This window comes from Phyllobacterium sp. MT110 (assembly GCF_058792715.1).
In genome coordinates, this window is sequence record NZ_JBXAFE010000005.1 from 1 (window position 1) to 13,671 (window position 13,671).

Annotated in this window: 12 protein-coding genes and 1 riboswitch; of the genes, 9 read left to right on the forward strand and 3 right to left on the reverse strand. The window is 60.5% G+C overall.

From position 1 onward, the window contains the following. Positions 1-152: 152 nt before the first annotated feature. The 3 genes from AC1Q5O_RS19725 to AC1Q5O_RS19735 form a co-directional block, all read right to left on the reverse strand. Positions 153-1,076: a homoserine O-succinyltransferase gene (locus tag AC1Q5O_RS19725; protein ID WP_492565319.1), complete on the reverse strand. Its 924-nt coding sequence runs from the start codon at positions 1,074-1,076 to the stop codon at positions 153-155. A 31-nt stretch (positions 1,077-1,107) separates the two neighbouring features. Then, positions 1,108-1,185: riboswitch (SAM riboswitch) on the reverse strand. A 93-nt stretch (positions 1,186-1,278) separates the two neighbouring features. Beyond that, positions 1,279-1,896 carry a glutathione S-transferase family protein gene (locus AC1Q5O_RS19730; protein ID WP_492565320.1) on the reverse strand — a complete coding sequence of 206 codons (618 nt, stop codon included), beginning with the start codon at positions 1,894-1,896 and terminating at the stop codon, positions 1,279-1,281. Between the two features lie 86 nt (positions 1,897-1,982). Further along, positions 1,983-3,146, reverse strand: coding sequence for a dihydrodipicolinate synthase family protein (locus AC1Q5O_RS19735; protein ID WP_492565322.1), 1,164 nt, complete (start codon positions 3,144-3,146; stop codon positions 1,983-1,985). 252 nt (positions 3,147-3,398) lie between these two features. Between AC1Q5O_RS19735 and AC1Q5O_RS19740 the strand changes: the two genes are divergently transcribed. From AC1Q5O_RS19740 to AC1Q5O_RS19780, 9 genes are all read left to right on the forward strand, one after another. Next, positions 3,399-4,442: a LacI family DNA-binding transcriptional regulator gene (locus AC1Q5O_RS19740; RefSeq protein ID WP_492565324.1), complete on the forward strand. Its 1,044-nt coding sequence runs from the start codon at positions 3,399-3,401 to the stop codon at positions 4,440-4,442. Continuing rightward, on the forward strand, positions 4,439-5,440 hold the full coding sequence (locus tag AC1Q5O_RS19745; protein WP_492565326.1) for a Gfo/Idh/MocA family protein: 1,002 nt from the start codon (positions 4,439-4,441) through the stop codon (positions 5,438-5,440). The genes AC1Q5O_RS19740 and AC1Q5O_RS19745 overlap by 4 nt, the downstream gene beginning before the upstream one ends. A gap of 17 nt (positions 5,441-5,457) precedes the next feature. Beyond that, complete coding sequence (locus tag AC1Q5O_RS19750; RefSeq protein WP_492565327.1) at positions 5,458-7,059, forward strand: acyl CoA:acetate/3-ketoacid CoA transferase; 1,602 nt, start codon at positions 5,458-5,460, stop codon at positions 7,057-7,059. Further along, positions 7,052-7,831: an enoyl-CoA hydratase/isomerase family protein gene (locus tag AC1Q5O_RS19755; protein WP_492565329.1), complete on the forward strand. Its 780-nt coding sequence runs from the start codon at positions 7,052-7,054 to the stop codon at positions 7,829-7,831. Before AC1Q5O_RS19750 ends, AC1Q5O_RS19755 begins: the two co-directional genes overlap by 8 nt. Beyond that, positions 7,831-9,339 carry an aldehyde dehydrogenase family protein gene (locus AC1Q5O_RS19760; protein WP_492565331.1) on the forward strand — a complete coding sequence of 503 codons (1,509 nt, stop codon included), beginning with the start codon at positions 7,831-7,833 and terminating at the stop codon, positions 9,337-9,339. Before AC1Q5O_RS19755 ends, AC1Q5O_RS19760 begins: the two co-directional genes overlap by 1 nt. 107 nt (positions 9,340-9,446) lie before the next feature. After that, positions 9,447-10,694, forward strand: a complete 1,248-nt coding sequence (locus AC1Q5O_RS19765; protein ID WP_346304993.1) for an ABC transporter substrate-binding protein — start codon at positions 9,447-9,449, stop codon at positions 10,692-10,694. A gap of 94 nt (positions 10,695-10,788) precedes the next feature. Next, a complete protein-coding gene (locus tag AC1Q5O_RS19770) occupies positions 10,789-11,667 on the forward strand; it encodes a carbohydrate ABC transporter permease (RefSeq protein ID WP_492565334.1) in 879 nt (292 codons plus the stop codon). Further along, the gene (locus AC1Q5O_RS19775) at positions 11,664-12,545 is read left to right on the forward strand and encodes a carbohydrate ABC transporter permease (RefSeq protein WP_464662193.1); all 882 of its coding nucleotides are present in this window, start codon (positions 11,664-11,666) and stop codon (positions 12,543-12,545) included. Before AC1Q5O_RS19770 ends, AC1Q5O_RS19775 begins: the two co-directional genes overlap by 4 nt. Positions 12,546-12,549: 4 nt before the next feature. Further along, the gene (locus AC1Q5O_RS19780; RefSeq protein ID WP_403169061.1) at positions 12,550-13,668 is read left to right on the forward strand and encodes an ABC transporter ATP-binding protein; all 1,119 of its coding nucleotides are present in this window, start codon (positions 12,550-12,552) and stop codon (positions 13,666-13,668) included. Positions 13,669-13,671 lie beyond the last annotated feature (3 nt).

A 13,671-nucleotide genomic window follows, 5' to 3' on the forward strand; every position in this document is an offset into this window, starting at 1 on the left:
GTCGGCCTGCATGTCACCGCCGCAGAAACCGACGCCCTCGAAACCTTCATGGCCAAAACCGTCCTGCGCCGAGCGCATACTGTGCCGGAATAGGCTTCCCGCTGCCCTATCCAGCGGTGAAGGGCGGGCGGCCGTGCTGGCCCGGCCTTCGTTTATCGGGATTTTCCGATTGAACCGATATCAAAGGGTGTCGTTTGATAAATCTCGTTTATCCAGTTGGACAGGAGCAAATGCGCATGCGAGCGCCAGCGATTGGGCGGCGGCCTTGATGTGTCGTCATCGGGGAAATAGTTGAACGGCAGGTTGATCGGTACCCCGGCCTGAATATCGCGGAAGTACTCATCGGCCAGCGAACCGGAATCATATTCGAGATGGTCGAGCACATAAAGGCGGCGATACCGCGGATCTTCGACGATGCAGGCTCCCTTCTCCTCCGAATGTGCCAGCAGCGTCAGTTCCGGCCGCGCAAGAATGTCCGCCGGCCGCACTTCGGCCCAGCGTGATATCGGAATGGCGAAATCGTCGGAAAAGCCGTTGAGATAGGGCGACGCTGTCTTCAGGATTCTCTGGCTGTAGACACCGAATGCTTTTTCGCCAAGCGCGTGCTTCGGCACGCCGTGGAAATGATGAAGTGCCGCCATCGCCCCCCAGCAGACATTCATCGTCGAATGGACGTTGGTTTGCGTCCACTCCAGGATATCGCGCATTTCCGGCCAGTAGCTGACATCCTCGAACGGGATTGTCTCGACGGGGGTTCCGGTAATGATGAAACCGTCGAACGTGCGGTGCTGCGCCTTTTCCCACGTCTCATAAAAGGCGCTGAGATGGTCTTCGGGCGTATTCTTCGGTTTGTAGCTGCCGACGGTCACCAGCGAAAGTTCGATCTGCAGCGGTGAAGCGCCAAGCAGGCGCGCGATCTGCAATTCTGTCTTGATCTTGTTGGGCATCAGGTTGAGCAGCCCGATCTGGAGCGGGCGGATATCCTGACGGATAGCCACGGCTTCCGTCATCACGCGTACGCCCTCGCTTACCAAAGTATCGAAGGCGGGCAGTTTATCAGGAATCTTGATAGGCATCACGGTCACCAAAAAAAGCCGATAGAACGCTTCCGGTCCGCACGCGGCCCTTTAGCGAGTTTTTTAACGTGGCTGCAAGCCGGCCGGCCAAATCACCACGGGTTCTTCAATACTGGATACTTGTGCAAATAGCTATCGGATTCAAAGGCGCAGGCCGGCGCTCGCCGCATGGGCCTGGAGGAGACGGTGTTTCACCGCCGTCTCAATCGTGCGTTTCACCGGAAAAAGCGGTTGCCTGCATCGAGGGACGCTGGCAATAACCGGCATACCATGCGGCAAGGCGCGGGCGGCCTTCGGCAAACGGATAGACGTTGCGAAACGCGATCCAGTCGAGCGTTGTCGCCAGGGCGATCTCACCGATGCGCGGCAGGCCCTCGAGGGATGCTTCCTTCTCGGCGAAATCGCAGGCCGCGATGATTTTCTGCAACTGGGCATCGCGCATGGTCGGCCAACGCAGAGGCTCCGGCCGCCGCTCGGTTTCCCAGCGCACCACGATGCCGGAATCGGCAATGCCCTGCGCCGCCGCCTGCAGGCGCAGTGTTTCCCAGCGTGCATTCCCGCTTGGCGGGATGAGGGCGGAGCCACCGGGGAGGGTGCTGAGATAGTCCGCTATGGCAACCGAATCGAACAGCGCAAAGCCGTCCTCGCCGATCAGCACCGGAACCTTTCCCAGTGGGTTGAGCGCATAGACCGCCTCATTGCGCCGGGTTGGACTGGTTTCGTGGTGGATGACCTCGACCCTGTCCGCCAGACCGATTTCGTGAATGGCGACCAGTATCTTGCGGGCGTAGGGCGAGTGTGTCTGGTAAAGCAGCTTCATGGGAATCCCGGATGATGGAGCGAGTCGGCACGGACAATCGCCCGGCAAGCCCGCGGGATCAAGAGGGCTCCAGCAGAAGCCGGATATCAGAGACCGTATAGCTGAAGCAGGCTCTTCATGCGGCTTGCGGCAAGTTCCGGCCTGTCGAGAACATTGGCCTGATCGGCCAGCCGGAAAATATCGGCATAATGAACGATACCGCGTGCCGACTGCATGCCGGCGGGCATGGTGAAATGGCTCTGGTGACCATTGAGCCAGGCCAGGAAAACCACTCCCGCCTTGTAATACTGCGTCGGGGCTTCGAAAATTTTGCGGGACAGCGGCACGGTGGGTTCGATCACGGCGCGGAAGGCCGTCGTCTCGCCCTTTGCCAGCAGCGCCAGTGCCTTCGAGGCCTGCGGCGCGACCGCATCGAAAATGCCGAGCAGGGCGTGGCTGTACCGTGCGCCGTCGCCTTCGATCAGTTCGGCATAGTTGAAATCATCGCCGGTAAAGCACAGGACCCCCTCGGGCAGCCGGTTGCGCAGGGCAATTTCCCTGGTGTTGTCGAGCAGCGAAATCTTGATGCCTTCGACCTTGTCCCTGTTGTCATCGATGATGGCAAGCACGGTTTCCAGGGCGTGCTCGAAGTCGTGGGAGCCCCAGTAGCCGGCAAGTTGCGGATCGAACATGTCACCGAGCCAGTGCAGGACGACCTTGTTGCGCGTCTGGCGCAGGATTTCGCCGTAGACGGCCCGGTAGTCATCCGGGGATTTTGCCACTTTGGCGAGCGCCCGGCTGGCCATCATCACGGCCCGGCCGCCCTCAGCCTCGACAAAGCCGATCTGCGTTTCATAGGCGGCGATCACATCTGCGAGGCTGCGGGTGTCTTCCGGCGCCAGCTGGTCGGTCCCGGCACCGCAGGCAAGGTCCGCGCCCGGCACGCTGCGTGCCTCGGCGAGCGAGCGGCGGATCAGTTCCTGCGCGCCTGCCCAATCCAGCCCCATGCCGCGCTGGGCCGTGTCCATGGCTTCGGCGATCTTGAACCCGAGTGACCAGAGATGATGGCGAAAGGCCATGGTGGCATCCCAGTCGATGGCGGGCGAACCCCAGGGCGCGCTGTCCCTGCGCGGATCGGACACCACATGGGCGGCCGCGTAGGCGATACGGCTGAAGGATGGCGGAGCATCCGGCCGCGCTGTCGGCTCGCCGGAAAGGCGGTAGGCTGAAAGCGTGCCATCGGCGGCGGGCAGGTTCAGAACTAGGCTCATCATATCGCTCCCGGTCGTATGAAGGGCTTTGTAATTTGGAACGTTCCAAAAAACAAGAGGAAAAAATCCGAGCCTTTGTGCAGCCGAAAAATGAAAGATCGACGGCTGAGAAAGTTAAAATGAGCAGGAAATCACCGTAAATCATGGTTTTCTGTGTTGTCCTGACGATGTATCGTGATAGTCCTTGATTTTTCCTGCTTGACATATTTGGAACGTTCCAATTATATCCATCGTCTGACTGGGAGGAAGACCGTGAGCCGAAGCCGGACAACCGTTGTGGATATTGCGCATGCCGCCGGCGTGTCGAAATCCACCGTGTCGCTGGTTCTGCAGGGCAGTCCGCTGGTCAATGAAAAGACCCGTGAGAAGGTCAACAGCGTCATCGCCGATCTCGGCTATGTCTATAATCGCGGTGCGGCCAACCTGCGCCAGGCGCGCTCGAAAATCGTCGGCATCGTGGTCAATGATCTCACCAACAGCTTCTTCGCCGAACTCGCCGTCGGCATGGATATGGTCGTTCAGTCGGCAGGCTACGTGCAGTTCCTTGCCCATAGCGGCGAGAGCGTCGACCGCCAGCGCGAAGTCATCGCGTCCATGCGGGAAAACGGCATCGCCGGGATGATCCTGTCGCCGGCGCGCGGCACCGAGGCGGCGGATATCAAGCCGTTGATCGACAGCGGTATTCCGGTGGTGGTTGTGGTGCGCAATCTGCTGGGTGCCAAGGTCTCCACCCTGCTTTCCGACAATTATACCGGCGCGAAGGCGGCCGTGCGTCATCTGGTTGCCCTTGGCCACACGCGCATCGGCTTCATGGGCGGCTTTCTCGATACCGCGGTTTTTGCCGAGCGGCTGCGCGGTTATCGCGATGCCCTGCAGGAAGCGGGCATTGCCGTCGATGAGGCGCTGATCATCCATTCCGCGCCGTCCCGCGCCGGTGGTGTTGCCGCTGTCGAGCGCATGATGCTCCATCCCGATCGGGCAACGGCGGCGCTGTGCCTCAACGATGCGGTGGCCTTCGGTGTCTGCGATGGTTTGCGGGCCGTCGGCATCGAGCCCGGCAAGGGTTTTGGCGTGATCGGTTTCGACGACGTGATCGAGGCCAAGACCGCCGTCCCGGCGCTGACAACCGTTTCGGTCGACCCGCAGGGCATGGGCCAGCGTGCGGCCCAGCTCCTGCTCAAGCAGATCAATGCCGGCGGCAATGAACAGGAATCGCTGGTGACGTCCGTGCGCCTTGTGGTGCGGCAAAGCTGCGGTGCGCCGGTCAGGAACAATCATCTGGAGGAAATGGCATGATGCGGTGGGGATTGATCGGAGCAAGCACGATTGCGCATGAATGGGTGATCGATGCGATCCGTGCCGAAGGCGGCGAGATCGTTTCCGTCATGAGCACCAGTGCCGAGCGTGGCCGGAAATATGCTGCCGATCACGGCATTGCCAAATCCGTGACCACGCTCGATGCGCTGGTCGGCGATCAGGATGTCGACGCGGTCTACATCTCGACGACCAATGAGCTGCACAGGGATCAGGTGCTCGCGGCCGCGGCTGCGGGAAAGCATGTGTTGTGCGAAAAGCCGCTGGCCATGAGCCTTGCGGATGCACGCGCCATGGTTGACGCCTGCCGTGCGGCCGGTGTGGTGCTTGGCACCAATCATCATCTGCGCAATGCCGCGAGCCACACCGCCATGCGCGACGCCATTGCTGCCGGCCGGATCGGCACACCGCTCGCCGCCCGGGTTTTCCATGCGGTCTATCTGCCGCCGCACCTGCAGGGCTGGCGGCTCGACAAGCCGGAAGCCGGCGGCGGCGTCATCCTGGATATCACCGTGCATGACACGGATACACTGCGCTATGTGCTGGGCGACGATCCTGTCGAGGCGGTTGCCGCCAGCCAGATCGGCGGCCTTGGCAAGGCAGGCCTTGCCGATGGCGTCATGGGCGTGCTGCGCTTCAAGTCGGGCCTGATTGCCCAGTTCCATGATGGCTTCACTACGAAGTATGCCGAAACCGGCTTCGAGGTGCACGGCTCCGAAGGCTCGCTGGTCGGCCGCAATGTCATGACGCAGAAGCCGGTCGGCACCGTCACCCTGCGCAATGCCGAGGGTGAAACCGAGCTCAAGCTCGACCACCGGAACCTCTACGAAACCGGCATTGCCAAATTCCATGCCGCCATCCTCGGCAAGGGGCAGCCTCCGGCAACGGGCGAAGATGGCGTCTGGTCGCTTGCCGCCGGTCTTGCGGTCACCGACGCCGCCCGCACCGGCACCGTGCAGACAATCAATCCAGGTCTTTGAAGAGAACGACGTCAAGCATGAGCAAGCACATAACCCCTGAAGAGGCGGCAAACCTCATCCCCGACGCAGCGATCGTTTCGGTCTCGTCGTCGAGCGGCCTTGGCTGCCCCGATCTGATGCTGAAAGCCATCGGCGCGCGTTTCGATGCGACGGGCCATCCGCGCGATCTGACCACGCTGCATCCCATTGCGGCGGGTGACATGAGCGGCATCAAAGGCATCGATTACATCGCCAAGAAGGGGCTGCTCAAGCGCATTCTCGGCGGCTCCTACCCTTCCGGGCCTTCGACCGCTGAACCGCCGCTGATCTGGCAGATGATCGGCAATGACGAGGTGGCCGCCTACAACATTCCTTCCGGCATCCTGTTCGACATGCACCGCGAGGCGGCGGCCAAGCGTCCGGGCGTCCTGACCAAGGTCGGGCTCGATACATTCGTCGACCCGGACCGCCAGGGCTGCGCCATGAATGCCTCGGCCGCCCGCGAGCCGGTGGTCCGCAAGATCGAGTTTGAGGGCGAAGAGTGGCTGTTCTTCAAGCCCGTTATCCCGCAGGTCGCCATCATCCGCGCCACCACGGCGGATGAGCGCGGTAATCTGACCTATGAGCATGAGGGCGCATACCTCGGCGGCTTCGATCAGGCTCTAGCCGTGCGCAACAATGGCGGCATTGTCATTGCGCAGGTCAAGCGCATCACCAAAAGCGGTTCGCTCAAACCGCATGACGTGCGCGTTCCCGGCATTCTGGTTGATTATGTCGTCGTCGACCCCGACCAGAAGCAGACCACGCAGACCGTCTACGACCCAGCTATCTCGGGCGAGATCTTCCATCCGCTCGACGATTTCGCCCTGCCGGATTTCAACATCCAGAAGGTGATTGCCCGCCGTGTCGCGACGGAGCTTGAGGCAGGCAGCGCCGTCAATCTCGGTTTCGGCATCTCCGCCAATGTCCCGCGCATCCTGCTCGAAGAGGGCCTGCATGGCGCGGTGACATGGGTGATCGAGCAGGGGCCGGTCGGCGGTATCCCGCTTCTCGATTTTGCCTTTGGCTGCGCCTCCAACGCCGAAGCCTTCGTGCCGTCACCGCACCAGTTCACCTATTTCCAGGGTGCGGGTTTTGATGCCTCGCTGTTGTCCTTCCTCGAGATCGACAAGTCCGGCTCCGTCAATGTGTCCAAGCTGAGCTTCCGCCCGCATGTGACGGCCGGTGCCGGCGGTTTCGTCGATATCACCGCGCGGGCCCGCAAGATCGTCTTCTCCGGCATGTTCAATGCCGGTGCGAAGGTGCATGTGGAGAATGGCAAGCTTGTCATCGAGAAGGAAGGCAAGCTGAAGAAACTGGTCAACGAAGTCGAGCACGTCACCTTCTCCGGCCGCCGTGCCGTGGAGCAGGGGCAGGACATCACCTATGTCACTGAGCGCTGCGTCATGGTCCTGCGCCCGGAAGGCATCGTGCTTACCGAGATTGCGCCGGGTGTCGATCTCCAGACCCAGATTCTCGATCAGTCGGAATTCCCGCTCATCGTTGCCGGCGATCTGAAACTGATGGCGGCAGAGCTCTTCGCCGAAGGGCCTTTCGGCTTGAAGCTGCCGCAGAAACCGGAAAGGACGCTCCATGGCTGAGCCCCGCATCACGGTTGACTCCAACGGGCCTGTCGCAACCATTACCGTGTCGCGCCCGGAAAAACTCAACGCTTTCGATATTGCCATGCTGAAGGAGCTTTCAGCCGCGTGCGACGAATTGGAGGCCAATGCCGATATTCGCGTCGCCATCCTGACAGGCGCCGGCAAGGCCTTTTCCGCAGGCGGCGACATCAAGGCCTGGGCGGCGATGACGCCGAACGAGTTCGGTCACGCCTGGGTCCGCTTCGGGCATCGCGTCTTCGAGCGTCTGGCGACGTTGCGCGTGCCATTGATTGCCGCGCTCAACGGGCATGCGCTGGGCGGCGGGCTCGAACTTGCCGCTGCTGCCGATATTCGCATTGCCGAAACGCATATCCGCATCGGCCTGCCGGAGACGGGCCTCGGCATGGTGCCGGGCTGGTCGGGAACGCAGCGGCTTGTCCGCCGGTTTGGGGCACAGGCTGTCCGCCGCATGGCGCTGGGCGGTGAAATCTTCAGCGCGACCGAAGCGGCCACGCTCGGGATCGTCGACCACGTGGTGGAAACCGGTGCCGCCGTCACCGCTGCGCAGGCCTATGCCGAGCGGATCGCCAGGCGCGGACCGGCTGCGGTGGAAGTGGCCAAACTGATGATTGCGTCGGCTAACGGCGAAGACAATGGCACGGCGGTCGAAGCACTCGGCTCGATCCTCGTCGCCAAAACAGCGGACCTGAAAGAAGGTGTTTCGGCCTTTGCCGAAAAGCGTGAGCCCGTGTTCAAGGGAGAATGGTAATGACGGTTCTGATGCGGCCACAAGCGCTCGACAATTTCAAGATCCGCGAATTCCGGATGCTGATCGACGGCAAATGGACCGATGGTGCAGAGGGAGGTGTGATCGAGCGCAAGAGCCCCGGCCATGGTGTCGTGGTCTCGCGCTATCAGGCGGGCACGAAAGCCGATGCGGAGCGCGCCATCCGTGCCGCCCGCAATGCCTTCGACAACGGTCCATGGTCGCGCATGACCGGCGCCGAACGCTCGAATATCCTGCTCAAGGCCGCTGATCTGATTGCGGCACGTTCCGACGAACTTGCCTATCTCGACTGCATCGAATCCGGCAAACCAATTTCGCAGGCCAAGGGCGAGCTGGGCGGCGCGGTCGATATCTGGCGCTATGCCGCCGCGCTCGGCCGCGATCTGCATGGCGAAAGCTACAACACGCTGGGTGACGGCACGCTGGGTGTGGTCCTGCGTGAGGCGATCGGTGTCATCTCTATCATCACGCCGTGGAATTTCCCCTTCCTTATCGTCAGCCAGAAACTGCCCTTTGCCCTGGCTGCCGGCTGCACGGCTGTCGTCAAGCCGTCCGAACTGACCTCGGGATCGACGCTCGTTCTCGGTGAAATCCTGATGGAAGCCGGTGTTCCCGCCGGTGTCGTCAACATCCTTGCCGGTACGGGCGCCGAGGTCGGTGCGCCGATGACCACCCATCCGGATGTCGATATGGTCTCGTTCACGGGCTCGACCCTTGTCGGCAAGCTGACGATGGCCAATGCCGCCCAGACGCTGAAAAAGGTCTCGCTGGAGCTTGGCGGCAAAAACCCGCAGATCGTTTTCCCCGATGCCAATCTCGATGATTTCATCGATGCGGCGGTGTTCGGCGCCTATTTCAATGCGGGCGAATGCTGCAATGCCGGCTCACGCCTGATCGTTCATCGGGATATTGCCGATGAGGTCACGCAGCGTGTTGCCGCGCTGTCGGCCAAGGTCCGGGTTGGCGATCCGCTTGATCCGCAGACCAAGGTCGGTGCGATCATCACACCGGAACATCTGGCCAAGATCGACACCTATGTGCGCAATGCCGCATCGGCGGGCGCTGCCGTTTCCCATGGCGGTACGCCGCTGGATCTCGGCCTTGGGCAGTATATGAGCCCGACCATTCTTTCGGCGGTGCAGCCGGATATGGCCGTCGCGCGTGAAGAGGTGTTTGGTCCTGTGCTTTCCGTGCTAACATTCGAAACGATGGAAGATGCCATCCGGATTGCCAATTCCATCGACTACGGCCTGTCGGCAGGCGTATGGAGCCGCGATTTCGATACGTGCCTGATGGTAGGCCGCCGCGTACGTGCCGGGACCATCTGGATGAACACGTTCATGGATGGTGCAGCGGAGCTGCCGTTCGGCGGTTATCGCCAGTCTGGCCTTGGTCGTGAACTGGGCCGTCATGCGGTCGAGGACTACACCGAGACCAAGACCCTGAACATGCATATGGGGCGGAGGATATTACTTTGGGCGTCGAATTAAATCGATTGTATTCGCCATTCGGCTTATTGTATGAATGGGGCAGGCTGAGGGATAACTGAGGTCTAGGGTAGTGGGAATTTTATCTTTTTTTCCTTGGGAGGAATGAAATGAATAAGTTGATGAATACGGTTGCTGCGGCAGCCATGCTGCTCGGCACGGCCACGATGGCCCGCGCTGCCGAAAACGTCGAAGTCCTGCATTGGTGGACATCCGGCGGTGAGGCGACAGCGCTGGAAGTCCTGAAGAAGGATCTGGAAAAGAAGGGCATCACCTGGTCCGACATGCCTGTTGCCGGTGGTGGCGGTACGGAAGCCATGACCGTTCTGCGCGCCCGTGTCACCGGCGGCAACCCTCCGACAGCCGTACAGGCCTTGGGCTTCGACATCACCGACTGGGCCAAGCAGGGCGTTCTTGCCAACCTTGACGATGTCGCATCGAAGGAAAAGTGGGCCGACGTTATTCCCGGCGCGCTGCAGAACTTCTCCAAATATGACGGTCACTGGATCGCCGCACCGGTCAACGTCCACTCCACCAACTGGATGTGGATCAACAAGGCTGCACTCGACAAGGCTGGCGGCAAGGAACCCAAGAACTGGGATGAACTGATTGCCCTTCTCGACAACTTCAAGAAGCAGGGCATCACACCGATCGCCCACGGCGGTCAGCCATGGCAGGACGCGACGATTTTCGACGCGGTCGTGCTGTCGCTCGGCAATGACTTCTACAAGGCGGCTTTCATCGATCTCGATCCCAAGGCTTTGGGCGGCGCGAAGATGAAGGAAGCGTTTGACCGCATGACCAAGCTGCGCTCCTATGTGGATGACAACTTCTCCGGTCGCGACTGGAACCTTGCCTCCACCATGGTTATCGAAGGCAAGGCCGGCGTGCAGTTCATGGGCGATTGGGCCAAGGGCGAGTTCGTCAAGGCCAAGAAGGAGCCAGGCAAGGATTTCGTTTGCATGCGCTTCCCGGGCACCCAGGGTTCGGTCACGTTCAACTCCGACCAGTTCCTGTTCTTCAAGAAGAGCGATGCTGAGCATAAGTCGCAGCTCGTCATGGCATCGTCCATCGAGAGCCCGACCTTCCAGTCCGCTTTCAACGTCGTGAAGGGTTCAGCTCCGGCACGTACCGATGTGTCCGATGCGGCCTTCGATGCCTGCGGCAAGAAGGCGATCAAGGACCTGGCTGAAGCCAACAAGGCCGGCACGCTCTACGGTTCCATGGCCCATGGCTATGCGGTTCCGGCCGCCATCAAGAATGCGATCTATGACGTGGTTACCCGCGAATTCAACGGTGACCTGACATCAGACGCAGCGGTCAAGGAACTCGTTTCCGCCGTGGACGCTGCCAAGTAAGCGCGCTCCTTCTGTCCGGGGCGCAAAGCCCCGGACAGGTTCCCGTGAACAAGCACGGCAATGACAAGAACTTAAGAGTTGAAGGGGTGAGGCTATGGATACCCGCAGCCGCATACAGGACTTGATACCCAAACTGGTGTTGGGGCCGAGTTTTCTGATTGTCCTGATCTTCGTCTATGGCTTTATCATCTATACGGGCGTCCTGTCGTTCACCGACAGCAAGATGCTGCCGTCCTTTGGTTTTGTCGGACTGGAGAATTACCGCAAATTGTGGGCTCTGCCGCATTGGTGGCGGGCCATCACCAATCTGGGTATTTTTGCCTCGCTCTATATCATCATCTGCACCGTCATCGGGCTTGGCCTTGCCATCCTGCTGGATCAGAAGATCCGCATCGAAGGTTTCTTGCGGCCGATCTACCTTTATCCCATGGCGCTGTCGTTCATCGTGACAGGTGTTGCCTGGAAATGGTTCCTCGATCCCGGAATCGGTCTTGAGAACACCATGCACCAGTGGGGCTGGAGCAGTTTCGCCTTCAACTGGATCAAGGATTCCAAGATGGCGATCTATACGGTGGTGATCGCCGCCGTCTGGCAATCGTCCGGCTTCGTCATGGCCATGTTCCTTGCCGGTCTGCGCGGCGTCGACAACGAGATCATCAAGGCGGCACAGATCGATGGCGCGTCCACCGCCATGATCTATCGCCGCATCATCATTCCGCTGATGCGCCCGGTTTTCCTGTCGGCCTTTGTCGTGCTCGCCCATCTCGCCATCAAGGCATATGACCTGGTGATTGCGCTGACCGGCGGCGGCCCCGGACAGGCAACCGAACTGCCCGCGACCTTCATGTATTCCTATACGTTTACACGCAATTCCATGGGCATCGGCGCGTCCTCGGCCATCATCATGCTGATCACCATTTTCGCGATCATCATTCCCTATCTCTATTCTGAAGTCAGGGGAGGCAGCAAATGAGCGCTCCGAGTCCGGACAATGCCATCTCCAGCGGCAAGCTGACACGCATCCTTATCTATATCGCCCTGCTGGTCTTCGCCTTTTACTACCTTTTGCCGCTCTACGTCATGGTGGTGAATTCGCTGAAGACCCTCGATGAAATCCGTCAGGGTGGCATGCTGTCGCCGCCGCATGAATGGACCATCGAGCCTTGGCTTGCGGCCTGGTCCACGGCCCAGATCGGCGTGCAGCCGACAGGTTTGAAGCCTTACTTCATCAACTCGATCATCATGGTCATCCCGGCCGTGGCGATTTCAACGGTGCTGGGCGCGCTGAACGGCTATGTGCTGACGAAGTGGCGGTTCCGCGGCTCGAACGTCATGTTCGGCATGCTGCTGCTCGGCTGCTTCATTCCGTTCCAGATCGTCCTCATACCCATGGCGCGGGTTCTCGGTGCCCTCGGAATGGCCGGCACCATTCAAGGCCTGATTTTCGTGCACGTGATCTACGGTCTCGGTTTCACCACGCTGTATTTCCGCAATTACTACGAAGCATTCCCGACGGAGCTGGTCCGCGCTGCGCAGATCGACGGCGCCAGCTTCTTCCAGATTTTCTGGCGCATCCTGCTGCCGTCGTCGGGTCCGATCATCGTGGTGTCCGTCATCTGGCAGTTCACCAATATCTGGAACGACTTCCTGTTCGGCGCCTCGTTCTCGGGGTTCAGCAGCACGCCGATGACGGTCGCGCTCAACAATCTCGTCAACTCGTCGACGGGCGTGAAGGAATACAACGTGCATTTCGCCGGCGCGATCCTCGCCGCACTGCCAACTCTTATCGTCTACATCGTTTCCGGGCGCTACTTCGTCCGTGGACTTATGTCCGGCGCCGTGAAGGGATAACCCAATGTCATTTCTCCAGATCAAGAACCTGCATAAATCCTATGGCAATGTCCCGATCCTGAAGGACATCAATATCGAGATCGACGAGGGTGGCTTTCTCGTCCTCGTCGGCCCTTCCGGCTGCGGCAAGTCGACCCTGCTCAACACCATTGCCGGGCTCGAACCGATCAGCTCCGGTGATATCTCCATCAAGGGCAAATCGATCAGCGGCCTGCATCCGTCCAAGCGCGATATCGCCATGGTGTTCCAGTCCTATGCGCTTTATCCAAACATGACCGTTGGCGGAAACATCGCCTTCGGCATGGAAATCCGCGGCGTGCCGAAAGACGAGCGTGAGAAGGCCATCAAGCAGGTTGCCGACATGCTGCAGATCGGCCATCTGCTCGACCGCAAGCCGAGCCAGCTGTCCGGCGGTCAGCGCCAGCGTGTTGCCATGGGCCGGGCGCTCGTGCGCAATCCGCAGGTGTTCCTGTTCGATGAGCCGCTGTCCAATCTCGATGCCAAGCTGCGCGTCGACATGCGCACCGAGATCAAGCGCCTGCACCAGCGGATGAAAACCACGATCGTCTACGTGACGCACGACCAGATCGAGGCGATGACGCTGGCCACCAAGATCGCCGTGCTCAAGGACGGCATCCTGCAGCAATTCGGCACCCCGGCGGAAATCTACAACAATCCGACCAACCTCTTTGTCGCGGACTTCATGGGCTCGCCTGCCATGAACCTGCTCAAGGCGAAAATCGAGGGCGGTGCTTCGGATTTGAGCGTCGTGCTCGACCGGCCCGATTCCTCGCCGTTGCGGTTGCCGATCAGGAAGACCAACAGCGCGCTGGTGGGGCATTCCGGCAAGGATGTGATTTTCGGCATCCGTCCGGAAGCCCTGACCGATCCGGACGGAGCGGACCGCAATGCGAGTTCGCTGGTGGAAGGCGAGTGCCTCATCGACGTGGTCGAACCAGCGGGGTCCGATACCTTCGCCGTGACCAGGCTTGGCAGCAAGGAAGTGGTGGCGCGCCTGCGTGCCGACGCCCAGATCCTGCCGGGGCAGAAGACGCAGCTGGCGTTCAATCTCGACAAGGCCGTGTTCTTCGATCCGCAATCGCAGCTGCGTATCGGCGCCTGACGA